Source organism: Sinorhizobium prairiense (genome assembly GCF_029201645.2).
Classification (GTDB): domain Bacteria; phylum Pseudomonadota; class Alphaproteobacteria; order Rhizobiales; family Rhizobiaceae; genus Sinorhizobium; species Sinorhizobium meliloti_A.
On sequence record NZ_CP104132.1, the window covers coordinates 250625 to 271308 of the forward strand.

At 62.5% G+C, this 20684-nt stretch carries 13 protein-coding genes and 4 pseudogenes; 12 read left to right on the forward strand and 5 right to left on the reverse strand.

The window, feature by feature from the left end:
* Positions 1 to 50: 50 nt before the first annotated feature.
* Positions 51 to 998 (reverse strand): LysR substrate-binding domain-containing protein, encoded by a 948-nt coding sequence (locus N0Q91_RS20850; protein WP_275598585.1) that lies wholly within the window; start codon positions 996 to 998, stop codon positions 51 to 53.
* Between the two features lie 126 nt (positions 999 to 1124).
* On the opposite strand from N0Q91_RS20850, the gene N0Q91_RS20855 reads away from it, so the two are divergent.
* The gene (locus tag N0Q91_RS20855; protein ID WP_275598586.1) at positions 1125 to 1517 is read left to right on the forward strand and encodes a RidA family protein; all 393 of its coding nucleotides are present in this window, start codon (positions 1125 to 1127) and stop codon (positions 1515 to 1517) included.
* Position 1518: 1 nt separating this feature from the next.
* Complete coding sequence (locus N0Q91_RS20860) at positions 1519 to 2655, forward strand: NADH:flavin oxidoreductase (RefSeq protein WP_275598587.1); 1137 nt, start codon at positions 1519 to 1521, stop codon at positions 2653 to 2655.
* Between the two features lie 46 nt (positions 2656 to 2701).
* Here N0Q91_RS20860 and N0Q91_RS20865 read toward each other — a convergent pair whose 3' ends face one another.
* A complete protein-coding gene (locus N0Q91_RS20865; protein WP_275598588.1) occupies positions 2702 to 3586 on the reverse strand; it encodes a LysR family transcriptional regulator in 885 nt (294 codons plus the stop codon).
* A gap of 310 nt (positions 3587 to 3896) precedes the next feature.
* Between N0Q91_RS20865 and N0Q91_RS20870 the strand changes: the two are divergent.
* The 3 genes and pseudogenes from N0Q91_RS20870 to N0Q91_RS20880 form a co-directional block, all read left to right on the forward strand.
* A pseudogene (locus N0Q91_RS20870) lies at positions 3897 to 6316 on the forward strand (penicillin-binding protein 1A); the annotation flags it as partial.
* 46 nt (positions 6317 to 6362) lie between these two features.
* Entirely contained in the window at positions 6363 to 8066 is a 1704-nt protein-coding gene (locus N0Q91_RS20875) for a peptidoglycan D,D-transpeptidase FtsI family protein (protein ID WP_275600250.1), read from the forward strand.
* Positions 8067 to 8422: 356 nt separating this feature from the next.
* The gene (locus tag N0Q91_RS20880; protein ID WP_275598592.1) at positions 8423 to 9238 is read left to right on the forward strand and encodes an SH3 domain-containing protein; all 816 of its coding nucleotides are present in this window, start codon (positions 8423 to 8425) and stop codon (positions 9236 to 9238) included.
* 59 nt (positions 9239 to 9297) lie between these two features.
* Here the strand turns inward: N0Q91_RS20880 and N0Q91_RS20885 are convergent.
* The 3 genes and pseudogenes from N0Q91_RS20885 to N0Q91_RS20895 all read right to left on the reverse strand — a co-directional run.
* Positions 9298 to 9552 (reverse strand): annotated as a pseudogene (locus N0Q91_RS20885) (DUF6969 family protein); the annotation flags it as partial.
* Positions 9553 to 9595: 43 nt separating this feature from the next.
* Positions 9596 to 10876, reverse strand: a complete 1281-nt coding sequence (locus N0Q91_RS20890; RefSeq protein WP_275598594.1) for a GGDEF domain-containing protein — start codon at positions 10874 to 10876, stop codon at positions 9596 to 9598.
* Positions 10877 to 11032: 156 nt separating this feature from the next.
* Positions 11033 to 12202, reverse strand: coding sequence for an ROK family transcriptional regulator (locus N0Q91_RS20895; protein ID WP_275598595.1), 1170 nt, complete (start codon positions 12200 to 12202; stop codon positions 11033 to 11035).
* Positions 12203 to 12439: 237 nt separating this feature from the next.
* Between N0Q91_RS20895 and N0Q91_RS20900 the strand changes: the two are divergent.
* From N0Q91_RS20900 to N0Q91_RS20930, 7 genes and pseudogenes are all read left to right on the forward strand, one after another.
* Positions 12440 to 13709: pseudogene (locus N0Q91_RS20900) on the forward strand (ABC transporter substrate-binding protein).
* Between the two features lie 74 nt (positions 13710 to 13783).
* Complete coding sequence (locus N0Q91_RS20905) at positions 13784 to 14668, forward strand: carbohydrate ABC transporter permease (protein WP_275598596.1); 885 nt, start codon at positions 13784 to 13786, stop codon at positions 14666 to 14668.
* Entirely contained in the window at positions 14668 to 15519 is an 852-nt protein-coding gene (locus N0Q91_RS20910; protein WP_275598597.1) for a carbohydrate ABC transporter permease, read from the forward strand. The genes N0Q91_RS20905 and N0Q91_RS20910 overlap by 1 nt, the downstream gene beginning before the upstream one ends.
* Positions 15520 to 15575: 56 nt before the next feature.
* Positions 15576 to 16742: an ABC transporter ATP-binding protein gene (locus N0Q91_RS20915; protein ID WP_275598598.1), complete on the forward strand. Its 1167-nt coding sequence runs from the start codon at positions 15576 to 15578 to the stop codon at positions 16740 to 16742.
* The gene (locus N0Q91_RS20920) at positions 16739 to 18772 is read left to right on the forward strand and encodes an aldo/keto reductase (protein ID WP_275598599.1); all 2034 of its coding nucleotides are present in this window, start codon (positions 16739 to 16741) and stop codon (positions 18770 to 18772) included. The genes N0Q91_RS20915 and N0Q91_RS20920 overlap by 4 nt, the downstream gene beginning before the upstream one ends.
* A 187-nt stretch (positions 18773 to 18959) precedes the next feature.
* Positions 18960 to 19735 (forward strand): annotated as a pseudogene (locus N0Q91_RS20925) (nucleotidyltransferase domain-containing protein).
* A gap of 162 nt (positions 19736 to 19897) precedes the next feature.
* Positions 19898 to 20548 (forward strand): glutathione S-transferase family protein, encoded by a 651-nt coding sequence (locus N0Q91_RS20930; protein ID WP_275598600.1) that lies wholly within the window; start codon positions 19898 to 19900, stop codon positions 20546 to 20548.
* The last annotated feature ends 136 nt before the right edge of the window (positions 20549 to 20684 follow it).

Below are 20684 nucleotides of genomic sequence, written 5' to 3' on the forward strand. Positions count from 1 at the left end.
AGGCAGATCAGGCATGTTTCTAGGTTCACCCGACCTACGAACATCGTGCTTTAAGCGCGAGGCTGGGCAAGTGACCGCCGGCCGAGTCGATGCTCCGTATCGCCGAATTGCGCCATCACCCAGTCGCGCAGCACGCGCGTCGCGGGCCGGTCGGCCATGCGCGGGCTGTAGACGAGATCGCAGCGGTCGCCTTCGAGCGACAGTTCGAATGGCTGGACGAGGATGCCGGAGCCGAGCTCTTCCGCGACCAGGGTGAGGCTCAGCAACCCGATCCCCTGCCCGGCCAGCACGGCCTGGACCGCGTGGATTTCGTCGGTGAATGAAATTCCCGCGCTCGCGTCGATGTCGGCCACTCCGGCCCGTGCCAGCCATTGCCGCCACACAGGCGCGCGCGGATCGTCGCGCCGTGCCGGACCCCAATCGAAATGGATGAGCGTCGCATGCCGGAGATCGGCAGCGCTGGTCTGAACGAGGCGCGGCGCGCAGACCGGCGCGAAGCGATCCGCAAACAGCGGCTCCGTGACAAGCCCCGGATAGTTGCCGCCGCCGAAACGGATGGCGGCATCCGCATCCGCCTCCAGATCGACGGCCCGGTTGGAGGCGTCGAGCCGCAACGTCCAATCCGGATACGCCTCGCGAAACGAGCCTGCGAGCGGCGCCAGCCGCTTCGCGACGAAGGCGACGGTGGAGGTGAGCCGCGCCACCTGTCCCGCCTGCTGGCGGCGCATGTCTGCGATCGCTTGTTCGAAGCGGTCTAGGCCGTCGCGCAGCACCGGATACAGCGTCTTTCCCGCGGCGGTCAGATGCACCTGTCGCGTTGCGCGCTCGAAGAGCTTGACGTTCAGCGTCTCCTCCAACTGGCGGATCTGGTGGCTGACGGCGGTCGCTGAAACGTTGAGTTCCTCGGCTGCGTCCTTGAAGCTCAGCCGGCGGGCAGCAGCCTCGAAGACCCGCAATGCGCCAAGCGGCGGCAGCTTTCTCATCACTTCCCCACGCATGAGTGAAACTCATCTATCGACTGAGAAATGCTCTTTTGTCAATGCACGAAGGGACCAACATATTGCCCTCGACGAGCAAGGCGGCAGCGCCAAGCTGAGCAAAACTCAAGCATGAAAGGACACCACATGTTTCTCGAACAGGTCGTCACAAAGCCGGATCCCTATGCGCCGTTCCTGCTTTCGCAGGCAATCAAGGCCAATGGCTTCGTCTTCGTTTCGGGTCAGGCGGCAATCGGCGACAATGGCGAGATCGTCGGCGAGGGCGACTTCGACCGCCAGGCCGAGCAGGCTTTCGGCAATCTCGATCGCGCCCTCAAGGCCGCCGGTTCCGGGCTCGACAAGGTCGTCAAGGTTACAATTTTCCTGCGCTCCATGGAAAATTTCGCAAAGATCGTAGAACTGCGCCGCAGGTGGTTCTCCGCGCCCTATCCCGCCGACAGCATCATCGAAGTTTCCTCGCTCTATTCGCCAAAGGCGCTGATCGAGATCGAGGCCATCGCGCTCGACAGGAGCCGCTGACATGAACGCGCCGGCGATCATCCCCTCACCGGTCTTCACCGGTACCAGCCTCAAAGGTCTCGATTTCGCCAACCGCCTGTCGGTCGCTCCGATGACACGCATCAGCGCTTCGTCCGCCGGTGTGCCGGGCGAACGCATGGTGCACTACTATCAGCGCTTCACACGCGGCGGCTTCAGCCTGGTGACGACAGAAGGCATCTACACAGACAAGGTCTATGCGCAGACCTATTCGGGGCAGCCCGGCCTGACCGACCGGGAACAGGCGGAGGCCTGGGGCCGCGTCGTCGATGCGGTCCATGCGGCCGGCGGCAGGATCTTCGCGCAACTCATGCATGGCGGCGCGCTGTCTCAAGGAAATCCTCACCGTTCCGGTACAGTCGGTCCCTCGGCCGTCCGCCCCAAGGGCAGCCAGATGACCGGCTACCGCGGCGACGGCCCCTATGCCGTGCCGCGCGAGATCAGCGAAACAGAGATCGCCGCCGCGATAGAGGGCTTCGCCGGTGCCGCGCGCCTGGCGATCGAGGTCGCCGGTTTCGACGGCATCGAGATCCACGGCGCCAACGGCTATCTCCTGGATCAGTTCTTCACCGACTACACCAACCATCGCAAGGATTGTTGGGGCGGCGACATCGTCGCTCGCCTGGGCCTATCCCTGGAAGTGCTGAAGGCCGTGCGCGCGGCCATCGGCCAATCCGTGCCGCTCGGCCTGCGCCTCTCCCAGGGGAAGGTCAACGACTTCCGGCATAAATGGGCGGAGCGGGAACAGGGGGCGGCGAGAGTGTTCGAGGCACTGGCTGGGAGCCCGGCCGATTTCGCTCACGTGACGGAGTTCGAAGCCTGGCAACCGGCCTTCGAAGGCGGCGACATCTCTCTCGTGTCGCTTGCCCGTCGTCACGCTCCGCGTCTCTTCCTCATCGCCAATGGCAGCCTGCACGATCTTGCGCGCGCTGAGCAGGTGATGGAAGCCGGAGCGGACATGATCGCGCTCGGACGCGGCGCGCTCGTCAATCCTGATTGGCCGCATCGCATGGCCGAAAGCAGCGCATTGCGGCCGTTCGAACTTTCGATGCTCGCGCCGACCAGCGAAATCAAGGACAGCGAACTCGCCCTTGACATGAGGGCGCGGCGACCAGGTTGAAGCCAGGTATGCCGGGGCGGGCGTGCCCCGGCAGCTAACCTGCCGCCTATGGCACGCCGGCAGGGTTGGGCAATTGTTGCTTCAGCCACGACTTGAACGCGGTCATGCCCCTGGTGAACTGGCGTGACTTCAGCCATGTCAGCCAATAGTCACCCGCTGCCACCGTGATGTCGAAAGGCTGCACCAGCCGCCCGCTCTCGATATAATGCTCGAACATGGTGATCGGCAGGAGGGCTGCGCCTGAGCCCCGGGCGGCCGCCTCTGCCAGCGCCAGCGAGGTATCGAAAACCATGCCGCGCAGGATGGGAGGCTGGGCGCCCGCTGCCCGGAACCATTGGGCCCACTCATCGGATCGGTACGAACGCAACAGCTCGATTCCGGCGAGGTCGACCGGTTCCTTGAGCCGAGCAGCAATCCGAGGCGAGCAGACCGGCGATAGCGGTGCGACCGACAAATGCATTGCGTCCGTGCCATGCCATGACCCGTCCCCGAACCGGATCGCGAAGTCGAGGCCGTCGCCGGCCAGATCGACGCGGTTGTTATTGCTCAGGATGCGGAGGTCCAGGTTCGGATGTGCATCATGAAAATCCGGCAAGCGCTGCATCAGCCAGCCGATCGCAAAGGTGCCGACGACGCCAACGGTCACGACTTCCTGGAAGTTTCCTTCTTCGAAACGGCTTATGGTCGCACACATGCGCTTGAACACGTCGCTCATCACCGGCGCAAGCGCCGACCCCTCATCGGTAAGGGCGAGGCCCCTCGGCAGCCGCCGGAACAACTTGACGCCAAGCAGATCCTCGAGCGACTTCACTTGATGGCTGATCGCGGTCTGCGAAACCCGTAGCTCCAGTCCGGCACGGGTAAAGCTGCAGTGGCGCGCCGATGCCTCGAAGGCACGCAATGCATTGAGGGGCAGTTTTGGGAGTTCCATGGAATCAGCTTCGTTTAGACCAAGTTTGATTCATGCCTACCCGCAAGATTGCTCGTTTGTCGAGTGCTCTTGCTTCTGCCATTCTCCCCGCAGTTCAAGGCAGTACAAGATCACGACGATTTCTGGTCGAGTCGACCAAAAATCACGAACGTGAACGATTCCAACAAGTTAGAGAGGGATGCGGGCGGAAAGCCGCACACACTTTCCTCATCCCGCTCCAGGCATTCAATCACGACCGTCGCGGCATCCGCCACAGGCGGCATCTACTCCTGTGTCAAGTTTTTGTCTGGTCGGAGCCACTGGTATCGGCATGAAGGTCATCGGTTATATATTCGGCATCGCCTCGGCTGCATTGCTGGCTATCTTCGGCACGGGCGCCGTTTATCTGTCGGGAATCGCGAAGGATCTGCCGGATCACCGCAAGCTTGCAGAATGGGAGCCGGCGCTCATGACGCGGTTTTACGCGTATGACGGAACGCCGATTGCCGAATACGCCAAGGAAAGGCGTCTGTATCTGCCTATCGCCGCGATCCCGCAGCGCGTGAAGGCAGCCTTTCTCTCGGCGGAAGACAAGAGCTTCTATACCCATTCCGGAATCGATGCCTTGAGCATCGTCAAGGCTGCCTGGTCCAATGCCGTGAATCTGGGCTCCGGCAACGGATGATCGGAGCCTCGACGATCACCCAGCAACTTGCCAAGAACTTTCTGCTTTCTTCGGATCGCACCCTTGAACGCAAGATCAAGGAGGCGGTGCTTTCGATCCGCATCGAGCACTCGCTCAGCAAAGACAGAATTCTCGAACTCTATCTGAACGACATCTACCTGGGGCTCGGGGCCTACGGCATTGCCGCCGGTGCGCTGACCTATTTCGACAAGTCCGTCAGCGAATTGACCGTTGCCGAGGCAGCGTATCTCGCTGCTCTGCCGAAGGGACCCAACAACTACAACCCGCACCGGCATCCCGAACGCGCGGTCAGCCGGCGCAACTGGGTGATCGGCCAGATGCAACGCAACGGCTTCGTCAGCGCCGCGGAGGCAAGCAGCATGATGGCGAGACCTCTCGGCGTTAAGCCTCGGGCGGAAACCCCCTTGATGGCGGAGGCAAACTATTTCGCCGAGGAAGTGCGCCGGGAAGTCGCCGGGCAATATGGCGAGGCGGCTCTCTATAATGCCGGGCTTTCGGTGCGCACGACGCTTGATCCAACCCTTCAGGCGGCTGCGCTGAAGGCGCTTCGGGCCGGCCTCGTCGAGTACGACCAGGCGCGGGGTTTTCGGGGGCCGGTCGCACATATCGATGTCTCCGACTGGACGGCCGCCTTGGCTGAGCAGAAGACTTTGACGGATGTGAAGGAGTGGCAGATCGCCGTAGTGCTCTCCCGTTCCGATGCGGGTATACGCATCGGACTTCGCAGTGCAAAGCCCGGTCCCGAGCACTCGCCGTCCGGCCCCGAAACGGGCTTTATCGGCAGCAATACCATGCAGTGGGCGCTGAAGCTTTCTGCCGGAGGCAGGATCAGGCAGGTCGACTCCATCGACAAGGTCCTCTCGCCGGGGGACGTTGTTCATGTCGAGAAGGCGGAAGACGGTTACCTCCTGCGACAAATACCCGAAGTGCAGGGCGCGATCGTGTCGATGGACCCGAATACGGGTCGCGTGCTGGCGAGCATTGGCGGTTTTTCCTTTGCACAGTCACGCTTCAATCGCGCGACGCAGGCTTTGCGCCAGCCCGGCTCGGCCTTCAAGCCCTTCGTTTACGCCGCCGCCCTGGATACCGGCTACACGCCGGCGACGCTGGTCATGGACGCACCCTTTTCGATGCCGGACGGGGCGGGTCGTCTTTGGAAACCGAAGAACTACGACGGCAAATTCGGCGGTCCTTCCACTCTGCGCACCGGCCTTGAGAAAAGCCGCAACCTGATGACGGTGCGCCTCGCCCGGCATCTGGGCATGGACGTCGTTGCCGAATATGGCCGCGCCTTCGGCCTCTACGACAAGCTCGCCCCCTACTTGCCGATGTCGCTCGGAGCCGGCGAAACCACGCTGACGCGGCTCGTTTCGGCCTATGCGGTCCTCGCCAATGGCGGACACGCCGTTAAGCCCTCGATGATCGACCGCATCCAGGATCGTCACGGTCGTACGATCTTCCGTCACGACGATCGCGCCTGCGATCGATGCAACGCCGCAACCTGGCAGCATCAGGAAGAGCCGGTGCTTCGCGACACCCGCAAGCAGGTGCTCGATCCGATGACGGCCTATCAGGTGACATCGATGCTGCGCGGCGTGGTCGAGCGTGGAACGGCGCACCGGGTGGCGCAGCTCGGCGCACCGGTCGCCGGCAAGACCGGGACCACGAACGACGAGAAGGATGTCTGGTTCGTCGGCTACACCCCGACGCTGGTGACCGGCATCTTCATGGGATACGACGCACCGAAACCCATGGGCTACGGCGAAACGGGCGGCGGACTCGCGGCCCCGATCTTCATCGACTTCATGAAGGTGGCAATGCGTGGCAAACCTGCCGTGGACTTCCCCGTTCCGCACGGCCTGACCTTCGCGAGCGTGAACCGCCGCACGGGCAGGCGGGCCGCTTCAGGAGACCCCGGTTCGGCTGTCGAGGTCTTCAAACCGGGAACCGGGCCGTGCTTGACGGACTGTCCCGTCATAGACGGGTTCGGCGCGGAGGGAGCCGAACTCCCTGCCGCGTTGCGCGAGCAGCTTCTGGCAGCCCCCAAGGCCTCTATTGAGCCATTGCCTCTTATCTCGTCGAGGGATCGAAATGAGGAAGCACGCCTTCGCCCTGCGGAGCAGGGCACGCAGCAGGCGGTTACGCATCGTCTGCATCATGGCAGCGTTCGCCGCCATTTTCGCCGGCGCGTTCATACGACTTGTGCAACTCGGCATGCAGGAAGAGGCTGGCCGCGAAACCCGCCTCACCTATGACAGGGCTCCCGGTGGACGACCTGCAATCGTCGACAGGAACGGACAGCTGCTCGCGACCGACATTCCGACCGCGTCACTCTACGTCGAGCCGCGGTCTATTCCCGATCTGGACGAGGTGGTCGAGAAACTCACTTCGATCTTCCCCGAACTCGACGCACGCGAACTCCATACCCGTCTCCGACGCAAGGATGCCTTCACGTGGATCAAGCGGCAGATACCACCGGACAAACAGCAGGCGGTCATCGATTCCGGACTGGCGGCGGTCGGCTTTCGGCCCGAAAATCAACGGCTCTATCCCAACGGTCCGTTGGCTGCCCATGTCCTTGGGGCCGTGGACATCGACAATTTCGGCATCGCCGGCATCGAAAAATGGATCGACGCGAATTGGCTTGCGGACCTGCGCGGCACCGGCATCGAACTTAAGGGGCGTGAGCTCCAGCCGGTCGAGCTTTCAATCGACCTGCGCGTTCAGTACGCCATGGAGCAGGAACTCGGTAAAGCCGTCACGAAATTCGCAGCTGCCGCGGGTGCCGGGCTCCTGCTCGACGTCACGAATGGCGAAATACTGGCGCTCGCCTCCTATCCGGCCTTTGACCCGAACAATCCGGTGGACGCCTTCAAGCCCGACCGGATAAACCGCGTCACCGCCGGCGTTTTCGAGATGGGATCGACGTTCAAGGCTCTGACCACGGCAATGGCGCTGGAGTCGGGCCGGTTCGATCTGCAATCCGTCGTGGATGCGAGCAGACCGTTGCGCTTTGGACGGCAGCGCATCCACGACTATCGCGGGAAATACAGGCCGCTCACCATTCCGGAAGCTTTCATTCACTCCTCGAACATCGTCATGGCGAAAATGGCGTTGGCGCTCGGCCCCGAAGCGTTGCGGACTTTTCTCGGACGTTTCGGCGTTTTGTCTCAGCTTGCGACCGAGCTGCCGGAGAGCGCCGCACCGCTGCGGCCCTCCTCCTGGAGCGAGGTAACCACGGCAACGGTTTCCTTCGGCCACGGGGTCGCCGTGACGCCCCTGCAAGCCAGCATGGCCGTCGCCGCTTTGGCGAATGGCGGAAAGCTGATCAGGCCCACCTTCATAAAGGACAGCCCCGTGTCCGAACGAACCATGGCGGAAAACCTCGTGTCCGCGAACACCAGTGAGGCGATACGCCACCTCCTGCGCCTCAACACCGCCGTCGGCTCAGCCACGAAGGCCGTTGTCCCCGGCTACGTGATCGGCGGCAAGACCGGTACGGCGGAAAAGGTGGTCCAGGGCCGCTATTCCAAGGTTCTCAACGTCACATCCTTCATGGGCATCGTACCGGCGGACGATCCTCGGTACCTGCTGCTCACCTTGCTGGACGAGCCCCGCGGCCTGGCGGAAACCCATGGCAACCGCACCTCCGGATGGAATGCCGTGCCGCTCGGCGGCGCCCTTCTGCATCGCATCCTCCCGATGCTCCTCACGCCCGTTTTCCCATCGCTGCCAGGCGCCGAAGCTGTTCCTGTGGCGATGGGAGAACCGTCTGTAGATCCCTCAAGCGATTAACGCGTGAATGATCGCGGGACGGTCGTCGTTTGGTTGCGGCTGCGGTTTCGTGCCCGCCCTCACTGATGGGCGCTAGGCGCGTGTTACCGATGGCCCCTGGACTTCTGGCAGGGCTCGGAGCGCTCAGAGCCCATTTCTGCCAGGCACAGGTGCTGAAGAGACTGGAAGGGGCTCACGGCCTAAGTGTTCAAGCTGCGTTCATGCAAAAGGCGCTATAAACCATTGAAAGACAAGAGGATGGTGGCCGCCTGACGCAAGCTGTCGAGCGCTCCCACCATGCCCGGGACCGGAAAAGCCCGAAGTACAGCAAGTTCCGGATGCGGTGGCAGGACGCAGGCCTCCAGGGAGTTGAAAACATGAAATCCACGCTTTTGAAAATTGCCGCGACCGGTATGCTTTTGCTTGCTCCGTCGATCGCTCAGGCGGCAGAAGGCTTCGCAACGGCGAACGTCAATATGCGCGCCGGCCCAAGCACAGCATATCCGGCGATTACCGTAATACCGGCTGGCGAATCTATCGAAATCTACGGCTGTCTTGCCGACGTGCCATGGTGCGACGTGGAGTTCTACGACGGCCGTGGATGGGTGCACGGGCGATATATCCAGGCACTTTATCAACAGCGCCGGGTTTATGTGGGCCCTCAATATTATCGCCGCCTCGGTATTCCTGTCGTCGTCTTCAGCTTCGGCAGCTATTGGGATCGTCACTACCGCGACCGTGACTTTTATCGCGACCGCGATCGCTGGCGCCGCGGGCCCGACTTCTATCGCGGCCCGGATCGCCGTGTGGAACCCGACCGCCCGCCCAGCCGCAGACCTGATTTCGAGCGGAGGCCGGCTCAGCGTCCGGAATTTGACCGGAGATTGGAGCGGAGGCCCGATTCTAGTCGCAGCTCTGAAAGACGCCGGGACTTCGACGATCGCCCAGATCGCCTTCCGGATGTCGAGCGCGTGCCCAACCGCAGGCCCGATGTGGATCGGCGGCGGGACTCTGACCGTGAACTGCGCAACGATCGCGATCGCAACCGCCGGAACTTCGAACGTGGGGGCAATGATGGCAATCGCGTCATCCGCCGCGGCGACGACAACCGCAACCGGAGCGGTGGTGACGATGACCGCCGCAGGCCGCAGCGACGTGTCTGCCAACCGGGCGATCCGGGTTGCCCGAACTAATGTGGCCCGGGGCGGCAGAAATGCCGCCACCGCGCATCGGCCGCAAGGGTCGGCTACACCTACAATCTGAGGGCTCGAGGTTCTGAAGTGACCTCCAGCGCACGGTCCTGGCGCGCTTCGACGCCTACAGGCTGGCGGTGTGTGAGCAAGGCGCGGTCGCGCTCACGGATCAGTTCGGTTATCTCGCGCTCATAGGCGGTGAAAATCGCCGTCAGCCAACGGTCCACGAGATAAGACGGCCGCGGCATCTGCACGTCGAAGCGCTGCAAAAGAGCGATCGTGCCTTCCGCGCCGAGCCAGTCATCGCCGACCACCAGCGCGAGCTTGGGTGCCGCCGCGGCGCAGGCTCCCGCGGCGCTATACGGTCGGCAGGTCAGGCTGATAGAGGACCACCCGGTTACGGCCCGCTTGTTTCGCCAGGTAGAGTGCAGCGTCAGCCTGGTTCTGAAGCTTCTCCGGCGCGATGATCTCTTCACCTGGCGCCTGCGCCGCCACGCCAATGCTGAGAGTGACGTAAGGCGATACGCGGGATGCGGGGTTAGGAAGGGAGGCAGCTTCGACGCTCGCCCTGATTCGTTCAGCCGTAGCCAGCGCCGCTTCTTCATCTGCGCCCGGAAGCACGACGAGAAACTCCTCACCGCCATAACGGGCTACATGGTCGCGGTTTCGCCTGACGCTGCTCTGAATGATCCCGGCAACTTTGACGAGGCAGCGATCGCCCTCGGCATGACCGAGCCGATCATTCAGGTTCTTGAAATCGTCGATGTCGCACATCAGCATGGCGGTGCCTGGCCGCCGCTCCGCGCCTGCGCTCCAGAGGCGGCTGAGGGTTTCCATCATCCAGCGCCTGTTAGCGATCCCGGTCAAGGGATCGGTCTTTGCGAGGCGCTCCAGCCGGGCATTGGCGTCGGCCAGCTCCGCTACCCGCCGCATGTCGCGAAGTTCGAGAAGGAAGGTCTTCTGGGCCAGGATCGTTATCGTGCGTCGGGCAACGACGGTCGCAACAATACCGCTCGCAAAAAACAGCGTTCCAGCCACGGCACTGCCCCTCTCCAGCATCGGATTCTGCAACTGAAAGATCAGGTAGAGGCCGAGCGCGAAAGAGGCGACTGCCACCGTCCAAGCCAAAGGAACTGCGAAAATGATGATGGCGGTGATGGCGACGAACAGCATGATGTTCAGGTGCCGCTCATGGAATTCCCCACCGGCGCTCACGCCCACCAGCGCAACCGAAAGGAGGATGAGGAACAGGCCCGCAAGCAGGGACATCCTTTGCAGCCGCACACCGCGCGGTTTTCGCCAGACATAGGCGGTGGCCAGCGCCGCGGGCGGCAGAATGCAGGCCGGCGGAAGCATCGAGAGCACGACCGCCTTCGGAAGCAGGATCGCGTTGAGACCCAGCGTCAGCACGTCCAGCAAGGTCACCCATATCATCCACGCGCGAATGATCTTGGCCGTACGCGACCACGAACGCTCCTGGAACAGGCGACCGAGCTCACCTCTTAGACGAATGTCACGCGTGCGGCCCGTGAGAAGGCGCTCGACTTCGGCCATGACAGCCGGATTGCGCGGCTGATACCGCATTTCCGGAGAGGCGCTCACGCGACCGGCACCAACTGCGCTTTCCTGAAGCTCCATCCTTGCCCATCTCGGGGAGCACCTCCTGCTGGCAAGATCACCGGCGTATGAACTCGCGAGTTGCAGTCCATACGGCAAATCGTGGCGGCGGTTGGCGCGAGCGTTGGAAGGCGTGGCGGCTGCGGTGCAATGTCGCGACTTCCGGGTCAGGCGCGCTCAGGCATTGCCCGCCGTTGTCTCGAAGTCGAATAGCTTTTGAGTCACGAGCGCCGCTGCACCCCGCGCCCAGGAATCGTCCTCCCAATCTAGTAGAACAGGCGGTGCTTGACGGAATGCAAAGCGTTCAAGGGTCGCTCGCAAGGGTCCGAAGAGCGCGTCTCCGTAGGCGACTGCTTCGCCGCCGACCACGATTACCTCCGGGTCGATCACGTTCATCAGACCGGCGAGGTGCCGGCCCAAAGTTTCACCCGCTTCGCGCATGACCGAATGAGCGGCCTTGTCGCCGGCGGCAATCGCGGCGACCATTTCGGCCCGTCCGTCCGTCTCCGGTCGGCCGCTGCGTTCGTGCCAGGTTTGAAGCATTGCCGGCTCTGAGAAGTAAGACATAAGGCAGCCGCGCTTGCCGCATTCGCAGGGTCTGCCGCCCTCCACATGTGGGAAATGGCCGAACTTGCCGGCCGCGCCGTGCGCGCCGCGATAAAGCTTACCATCCAGCACCAAAGAACAGGCTACCCCCACCCCAATCGCAAGAACACCCATGGTCTTGTAATGCCGTCCGAGGCCGAAAAGCTGCTGGGCGATCGCATAGGCATTGGTGTCGTCTTCCAGCCAGACGGGTACCCCGATTCGGCGCGCCACGAGATCACCCAGTGGTACATTGTCCCAACCGTACCGGTTGCTCCGAATACAGACCGCCCGCTGATTGTCGATGACCCCGGGCATGGCGATGCCAATCCCGGCGAGCCGGGTGGCCGGCCGGTTGGCGAGTGCAATCAGCTTCGGCACCGCTCCCGCGAGGGCATCGGCAATCGTATCGGGATCATGCGCCGGCAGCGGCAGCCGCAGGGAAGCGAGCGGTGTCGTCTCTAGATCAGTGACGACGCACTCGACGCTGCCTGCCATCAGCTTGAAGCCTAGCGCCACACCGCCGGCATAGTCGATGGCGACCGGGATCGGACGCCGCCCCTGTGCGCCGGCAACGGATTGACCTTCGATGAGCAACCCCTCCTCGATGAGGTCGCCCACCACAAAGGTAACGGCCGCGGGACTAAGGCCCGTGGTGGCGGCTATTTCGGCACGGCTCTTGGGGCCCTCGCGTCGGAGCAGGTTGAGGATAAGCCGGCGGTTCATCGCACGCGTCGTGCTTTGGTCACCCTTCGTCTTCACGTCTGTCCTTATTTTATTTTGTAAATTAATATTGCCTCGTCTCCGCGACTATGCATAACTGAGCGCGCCGATCAAGCGGGTCAACCCTGATCCGCGACCGGCTGAAATGCAGAAATCCCGCAGCGAAAGCAGGCGACGCAATGCGTTGCCGGCACGGGGATCCTTTTGCCGGCAGCCAGCCCTGGGAGGAGACGGGGCGAAGCGCCTTAATCGAGCCATTCCAGGGAGGATTATCGAGTGACTTTCAATTGGATTGAGCGCAGCCTGTCCCGACGTACGTTCCTCAAGGGCACCGCCGGAGTTTCTACCGTCTTGAGCGGGTTTCCAATTCCCGCTCTCGTCCAATCGAGCGAGGTGACGATCATCTCCGCCGAGAGCAACGCCAATACGGCAGAGGTCCTGCGGCGCATTGCTGCCGGATTTCGAAGAGGCGGCCGGCACCAAGGTCGTCGTCAACAATATGGACCACGAGGCCCATAAGACGGCGATCCGCAATTATCTCGTCGCCGGTGCGCCGGACGTCTGCTTCTGGTTTTCGGGCAACCGCATGCGCGCCTTCGTGACACGCGGCCTGTTCGACGACATCTCCGACCTCTTCCAAAAGGAGAAATATGCCGATGTGCTGGGCGCTACCGCCGGCTCGGTGACGGTCGAGGGCAAGCAGTACGGCCTGCCGACAGGCGGCACCCTCTGGGGCATGTTCTACCGCAAGGACGTCTTCGACGAGCACGGGCTGAAGGTCCCCGCTTCCTGGGAAGATTTCCTTGCGTTCGGCGAGAAGTGCAAAAGTGCGAGCCTGACGCCGGTCGCCATGGGAACGAAGGACCTCTGGCCGGCGGCCGGATGGTTCGACCAGATGAACCTCCGTATCAATGGTCTCGACAAACACTTCGCACTGATGAACGGGGAGATGGCCTATACGGATGAGACGCTGAAGCCGGTCTTTAAACATTGGGAAGAATTGATAAAGCAGGGCTTCTTCACGCCGGATCATACCTCCTTCGGGTGGCAGGAGGCAGGCGCCTTCCTCGCTCAGAAGCGGGCCGGAATAATGAACCTCGGTGCGTTTGTCCGGGCGGCTTTCCCCGAACAAGACTTGCCGCAACTCACCTTCGCTCCCTTCCCGGTGATCGACGATGGCCTCGGCCGGTATGAGGAATTCTCGCTGAACTCCGTGCACATTCCGACAAACGCCAAAAACAAGTCGGGTGCGCGCGAATTCCTGACCCATTTCTACAAGCCGGAGAATCTGGCCGCCTATCTGGAGCCGGGCGGCAATGTTCCGCCGCGCAACGACCTACCGCCAAGCAAGGATCCGCTCGTCAACGCCGCCGTAGAGAGTCTCAAGGCAGTTGCCGGCACGTCGCAATTTTACGATCGGGACACAGATCCTGACATGGCTCAGGCTGGTCTTGTCGGCTTCCAGGAGTTCATGGCCCGACCGGAGCGCCGGGACGCCATCCTGCAGCGGCTGGAGGGAACTCGCCGGCGGATCTTCAAGCTCTGAGACCTTCCTCAATAACCTCGGGGCTGGGCTGCTGCGGTCCCGCCCTTCCCTTACCCACACAGGGACTTCCACGCATGACGAGCCTTTGGCGCCGCCACCGCTGGTGGCTGACCCCGACACTCCTGATCCTGCCTGGCGCGATCCTCTTCGCCGTGGTTGTCCTGGCATCCTCCATCCAAAGCTTGTGGATCAGCTTGCACGACTGGGACGGCTTCGGTCCCATGGTCTGGATCGGCCTGGGTAACTACCGCGAGTTGATGGACGATCCACAATTCTACGTCTCGCTCAAGAACAACGTCATCTGGCTCGTCATGTTCATGCTCGCGCCGCCGATAGGGCTCGCGATCGCGCTGCTGGTCAACCAGAAGATAAAGGGTATGCGCCTCATCAAATCGATGTTCTTCATACCGCTGGTGCTCGCCTCGGTCGCCGTCGGCGTGGTCTTTACCTGGGTCTACACGCCTGAGTTCGGGCTACTGGCGCTCATCTTCCGCGCATTCGGGGCGAACGCTCCGGCGCTGCTGTCGGACGAACACTTCGTCACTTTTGCCATCGTCGTCGCCGCCCTCTGGTCGCAGATCGCCTTTTGCATGGTTCTCTACCTCGCCGGGCTCAACAACCTGAGCGAGGAGCTGATCGGTGCCGGCCGCGTCGACGGCGCGCGCGGGTGGAACATGTTGCGCCACATCGTGCTGCCGCAATTGACGCAAGTCACCTTCATCGCAATCGCCGTGACGGTGGTGGGTGCGCTGCGCTCTTTCGACATGATCTCGGTCATGACGCGGGGCGGCCCCTTCGGCTCGTCGTCCGTGCTGGCCTACCAGATGTTCGAACAGTCGATCTTTTCCTACCGCTTCGGCTATGGCGCGGCGATCGCCTCGGTGCTCTTCGTGATCATGGCTGTCTTCATCGTCTGGTATCTCACGCGCATTATCCGCGCGGAAGAAAGGGGCGCCTGATGTATCCCCGTCCCATACCCGAAACTGCGCATGCGAGCCGCAGGCTCTACATGACGCTCGTCGGAGCGATCCTCATCATCTGGCTTGCGCCGCTCTTCGCCGTGATCCTAACCTCGTTCCGCTCGATGGCGGACGTGATGAGCGGCAATCTCTGGGGCTGGCCGACGGAAATCGCCGTCGTCGAGAACTACACGGCCGTCTTCACGCAGACTCCGATGGCGCGCTATTTCCTCAACAGCCTCGTCATCACCATTCCCTCGGTGATCGGCGTGCTGATCCTTTCGACGCTGGCGGGCTTCGTGCTGGCGCGGTACCGCTTCCCGGGCAATATGCTGATCTTCGCGCTCTTCGTCGGCGGCAATTTCCTGCCGCACCAGATCATGATGATCCCGGTGCGCGATCTCATGGTGAGGCTGAACCTCTATGACACAACCACGGCGCTTATCATCTTTCACGTCGCCTTCCAGACCGGCTTCGCGACGCTCTTCATGCGCAACTTCATCGCCGCGTTGCCCGACGAACTGTTCCAGGCCGCGCGTGCCGAGGGTGCGACACCCTTCCAGACCCTGAACCATGTCGTCGTACCCCTCGTCCGGCCGGCGCTGGCGGCGCTCGCCATCCTGCTCTTCACCTTCATCTGGAACGACTACTTCTGGGCGGTGGTCTTGACGGTGAGCGACAATGTCAAGCCGGTGACGGCAGGACTTGCGAACCTGCGCGGCGAATGGGTCTCCGCCTGGAACCTGATCTCGGCCGGCACGATCATCGTCGCCGTGCCGCCGGTCGTCATGTTCTTCCTCATGCAAAAACACTTCATCTCAGGACTTACCATGGGAGCGGTGAAGGGATGACTGCAGCTTCCTCGCCGATCTTTGCCAAGTCCAGGAACCGTAGCGAGCGGAACACCATGAAAAGCCTTGAACTTCACCGGATCGAGAAGAGCTACGGCGCCTACCACGCCCTTCGCGGAATAGACCTTTCCGTCGAGGACGGCGAGTTCATCGTCATGGTCGGACCGTCCGGCTGCGGCAAGTCCACCCTCCTGAAGACGATCGCCGGGCTCGAGACGATCTCCTCGGGGCGGATCCTGATCAGCGGGCGGGATGTGACGAAGGAAGAACCGGGCGATCGCGGCATCGCCATGGTCTTTCAATCCTACGCGCTCTATCCCCACATGACGGTCGCAGAGAATATGGGCTTCGGGCTTCGCATGGCCAAGCGTCCGAAGGAGGAAATTGACGCCGCCGTCGCACGCGCAGCGAAGATCCTCCGGATCACGGACCAGCTCGACAAACGGCCAAAGCAGCTCTCCGGCGGCCAGCGCCAACGCGTCGCGATCGGACGCGCAATCACGCGCTCGCCGGACGTCTTCCTGTTCGACGAACCGCTGTCGAACCTCGATGCGGCGTTGCGGACGCAGATGCGCGTGGAGCTTTCGAGCCTCCATGCTGAACTCGGCGCGACCATGATCTACGTCACGCACGACCAGGTCGAGGCGATGACGATGGCGAGCCGCATCGTCGTGCTGAATCGCGGTGCGATCGAACAGGTCGGTTCGCCGCTCGAACTCTATCGCAACCCCGGCAACCTCTTTGTCGCGGGGTTTCTGGGCGCGCCGCGCATGAATTTCTTCGACGTGACGATCGACGAGGTTTCCGGGGCGATGGCCGGGATCTCGGCGCCCGGTCTTGCACCCCTGGCCGTATCGCTCGCCGAGGGTACAGTACTGAAATCGGGCGACAGGGCCACGCTCGGTATCCGGCCCGAGAACATCCGCCTCGCCGCTGGCGATGCCACCCGGGCGGCGATCTCCGGCAAGGTACGCCTCGTCGAGCATCTCGGCCGCGAAACGATCCTCTATGTCGACGCCGGCGCCCTGCAATGCGTCAGTTCGGAGAGCGGCACGGGCAACATCACGGTGCAGATCGGCCAGGTGACGCCGATAGCCGCCGATAGCCTGGTATCGCTCTCGATCGATCCGCACGACGCCTATCTCTTCGCCGGCGACGGCGAGCGGACCGTGACGGTCCGCAAGGCCATCCATTCAAACCAAACCAAAGTAGGCACGATATGAACGAACTGACCAGGATCCGCTGGGGCATTCTCGGCCCCGGCAACATCGCGAAGGACTTCTTCGCCGGCGCGCTGCAATCCGCCAACGGAAAGGTCGTCGCAATCGGCGCCCGCAATCCGGCAAAGCCCGGCCTTGCGGACGATTTTCCGGGCACGCGCATCGTCGCCGGTTACGATGCACTGCTCGACGACCCGGAAATCGATGCGGTCTACATCGCGACGGTCCATCCGCTTCACGCGGAATACGCAATCAAGGCCGCCGAAAAGGGCAAGCACGTGCTCTGCGAGAAGCCGATGGGTCTGTCGGCGGCGGAAGCGGACGCCATGTTCGAGGCTGCCCGCAAGGCGGGCACCTTCATGGCCGAAGCCTACATGTACCGGCTTCACCCGCTGACCGCCAAGATCGTCCAGCTCGTGAAAAGCGGGATGGTCGGCGAGGTGCGCAAGATCCAGTCGAGTTTCGGTTTTGCAAAGCTGCCCTTCGATGAGGGGCATCGGCTCTTTTCCAATGAAATGGCGGGCGGCGGCATACTGGACGTGGGCGGCTACACCACCTCCATGGCGCGCCTCATCGCGGGCATCGGCACATCGTCGGGCGTGATGGAGCCGACCGAGGTGACCGCCCTCGGCCATCTTGGTCGGACGGGCGTCGACGAGTGGACCTCTGCCCTCCTGTCCTTCCCGAACGGCATCATCGCCGAGCTTTCCTGCTCGGTCTCTCTCGTACAGGAAAACGTGCTGCGGATCCTCGGCACGAATGGCCGCATCGAGGTCGGTCACTTCTGGTTCGCCGGCGGTAAGCGGGGAGGCACCAACATCATCCGCGTAATCCACGCCGACGGCCGCCAGGAGGAAGTCCCGGTCGCCGAGCCACGCCATCTCTACAGCTTCGAGGTCGAGGCCGCCGGCGACGCGATCCGCGCAGGTCGCACGGAATTTGCCTATCCGGGCATGAGCCGGGCCGACACACTCGGGAATCTGCGTGTCATGGACAAGTGGCGTGCGGCGATCGGCCTGGAATACGAAGGCGAGAAACACACCGTGCGGACCCGAACGGTGCGCGGCGACAAGCTTTCCCGCAAGACCAGCCATGTGCGGAGCGGCCGCATCGACGGCCTGCAGAAGGAGATATCGCTTGCTGCGCTCGGCCTCATGGAGTTTTCGACCTTCTCATCCGCTGCCATGGTACTCGACGCCTTTTTCGAGGCGGGCGGCAACCTGGTCGATACTGCGTTTCTCTACGGCAATGGCCTGCAGGACCGGCTCGTCGGCGAGTGGATGCGCAGCCGCGGTGTGCGCCAGGAAACGGTCGTCATCGCCAAGGGTGCGCACAGTCCGCTCTGCTATCCGGACGTGATCGGCAAGCAACTGACAACCAGTCTCGAGCGCATGGGCACCGATTATGTCGACATCTATTTCATGCACCGCGACAGTCCGGACATCCCCGTGGGCGAGTTCGTCGACGCCATGGACGCGGAGGTGAAGGCCGAACGGATCCGAGGTCCCTTCGGCGGCTCGAACTGGACGCGCGAACGCTTCGATGAGGCAATCGCCTATGCCGAGCGTACCGGCAAGACGAAACCGAGCGTGCTTTCCAACAATTTCTCACTGGCCGAGATGGTCGAGCCGGTCTGGGCCGGCTGCATTTCGTCTTCGGACGACGCCTGGATGCACTGGCTGGAGGAGAAAGGCGTCACCAATCTCGCTTGGTCGAGCCAGGCGCGCGGCTTCTTCACCGACCGCGCGGGCCGCGGCAAGCGGGACGATTCGGAACTTGCCCGCTCCTGGTATTCCGAAAGCAACTTCGCTCGGCGGGACCGGGCGATCGCACTCGGGCGCAAGCTCGGCAAGGACCCGATTCAAATAGCGCTCGCCTATGTTCTGGCGCAGAAGGGCCGTGTCATCCCGCTGATCGGCCCGCGCTCGCTTTCCGAGCTCAACCACAGCCTCGACGCTTTCTCAATTGCGCTTTCCCCAGGTGACGTCCGGTGGCTGCGAGATGGCGACCCGGGCCAGTCGAGCGCTGCCTGAAGGTCCGCTCGCACTAAAAGCTGCCTTGTATCGGTTCAAGAGCTTGATACGCTCGTTGCAATATTCTAGCGCGTTTCACTGTTCATTGGACCAGTGAAACGCTCTAACACTCTGAAACTGCGCATTTCCGCACGGGAAGCCGGTACGCACTTTCTCCTGGTAGTACTCATGCAAATCGAGCCGAGCCATGCGAGCGGACAGACAACAGATTGACGAGGCACTGGCAGCGACAGAAACCATCCGCAGCATCCTTCGAGACGCGCTCCTTGCGGTTTATCTGCATGGATCGGCAGTTTCGGGTGGCTTGCGACCGCAGAGTGACGTCGACCTCCTCGCGATCGTCGACTGCCCCATGGCTGACGAACAGCGTCGCGTTCTTCTGGCGGCTTTGCTGCGAATGTCCGGCCGCCATCCCCGTCTGGTCGGGGCGCCCCGCTGCATCGAACTGATGGTGTTTCTGCGGGCAGATATCGCCGCACCGAATTTTCCTGCTCGGGCTGAATTCATCTATGGCGAATGGCTGCGGGACACCTTTGAATGCGGAGGTCTCCCCCTACCTGTGTCCGACCCGGAAAACACGCTTGTGCTGGCCCGGGCGCGACAAGAGGCCGTTCCACTGTTCGGCCCCGATGCAAAGGAGCTTCTGCCCCGCTTCCGCCGGAACAAATTCGCCGCGCAATGCGCGATGCACTCCCCTCATTGGGCGACAGTTTACAGGGGGACGAGCGGAACGTGTTGCTAACCCTTGCGCGCATGTGGCGTACATCGGCCACCGGTGACTTCATCACCAAGGATGCTGCAGCGACATGGGCAGCAAGCCAGATGCCGGACGAGGAAGCTGATATGCTGATCTACGCGCGTGAGGCCTATCTGGGCAAGGTCAAGGACGACTGGCAAGATCGGCAGACTGCTTCCGAGCGGACGGCAGCATTTCTGCGCCAGCGGGTCTCGGAACTCCTATGACGCTTTGGGGCGGAAGCTGCCAGGAAGCCTCTTCCGCTTAGCAGCGGCAGGAACGCACCATCGTGCTGTATTTGAATCGGCCGCGAGGATTATCTCGCGCATGGGGTGTCGGAATCGCGTTCAGCCGGTCGTCTTCAAGACGGACAAGCGATGGAGAGCAGCATGACTATTACCATTACCGCCTTTGAGCGGTCGCCCGATGCCGGCCAGGGTATGGCGCGTGACATGCGCGTTCGCTGGGCGCTCGAAGAAGTGGGCAAGCCTTACGACGTTCGTCTTCTTTCGTTCAAGGCGATGAAGGAACCCGCGCATCTCGCGCTTCATCCATTCGGGCAGATTCCGACCTATGAAGAAGGCGATCTCGCTTTATTCGAGTCGGGGGCGATCGTGTTCCATATCGCTGAGCGCCATGCGGGCCTGCTGCCGGACGATGCGAATGCCCGCGCGCGCGCGATCACATGGATGTTTGCCGCGCTCAACACGGTGGAGCCGCCGATCGTTGATCGCGAGGTCGCCGAGTACCTCGAAGGCGACGAGACCTGGTACGAGCAGCGCCTGCCCTTCATAGACGAACGCATCCGAACGCGGCTGGGCGAACTTTCCCGCCGACTTGGCAACGCCGACTGGCTCGACGGCGCTTTCAGCGCCGGTGACCTCCTAATGGTGACGGTGCTGCGCAGATTGGAAGGATCGGTCATCCTTGACGAATATCCGAACCTCTCCGCCTATGTCGCCCGCGGCAAAGTGCGGCCCGCATACAAGCGTGCTTTCGACGCTCAACTGGCGGTTTTCACCGCCGCATCGACCGGCTGACAAAGGTCCGCGCCGGCCAATTGATTACAAGCGGCAATGTCCGAGCGGTCAGTGATCGTCCGGCTCTTGCATTGGGTGCGGAGGTACTGCTTGGCATGAAGTGCGCCGCCACACGTCGTCATAGCCTGGATCTGCG

What these genes read in the sequence shown, in the direction of transcription:
- N0Q91_RS20850 (WP_275598585.1), bottom strand. Translation starts at nt 998, where the DNA reads ATGCGTGGGGAAGTGATGAGAAAGCTGCCGCCGCTTGGCGCATTGCGG.
- N0Q91_RS20855 (WP_275598586.1), top strand. Translation starts at nt 1,125, where the DNA reads ATGTTTCTCGAACAGGTCGTCACAAAGCCGGATCCCTATGCGCCGTTC.
- N0Q91_RS20860 (WP_275598587.1), top strand. Translation starts at nt 1,519, where the DNA reads ATGAACGCGCCGGCGATCATCCCCTCACCGGTCTTCACCGGTACCAGC.
- N0Q91_RS20865 (WP_275598588.1), bottom strand. Translation starts at nt 3,586, where the DNA reads ATGGAACTCCCAAAACTGCCCCTCAATGCATTGCGTGCCTTCGAGGCA.
- N0Q91_RS20875 (WP_275600250.1), top strand. Translation starts at nt 6,363, where the DNA reads ATGAGGAAGCACGCCTTCGCCCTGCGGAGCAGGGCACGCAGCAGGCGG.
- N0Q91_RS20880 (WP_275598592.1), top strand. Translation starts at nt 8,423, where the DNA reads ATGAAATCCACGCTTTTGAAAATTGCCGCGACCGGTATGCTTTTGCTT.
- N0Q91_RS20890 (WP_275598594.1), bottom strand. Translation starts at nt 10,876, where the DNA reads ATGGAGCTTCAGGAAAGCGCAGTTGGTGCCGGTCGCGTGAGCGCCTCT.
- N0Q91_RS20905 (WP_275598596.1), top strand. Translation starts at nt 13,784, where the DNA reads ATGACGAGCCTTTGGCGCCGCCACCGCTGGTGGCTGACCCCGACACTC.
- N0Q91_RS20910 (WP_275598597.1), top strand. Translation starts at nt 14,668, where the DNA reads ATGTATCCCCGTCCCATACCCGAAACTGCGCATGCGAGCCGCAGGCTC.
- N0Q91_RS20915 (WP_275598598.1), top strand. Translation starts at nt 15,576, where the DNA reads ATGAAAAGCCTTGAACTTCACCGGATCGAGAAGAGCTACGGCGCCTAC.
- N0Q91_RS20920 (WP_275598599.1), top strand. Translation starts at nt 16,739, where the DNA reads ATGAACGAACTGACCAGGATCCGCTGGGGCATTCTCGGCCCCGGCAAC.
- N0Q91_RS20930 (WP_275598600.1), top strand. Translation starts at nt 19,898, where the DNA reads ATGACTATTACCATTACCGCCTTTGAGCGGTCGCCCGATGCCGGCCAG.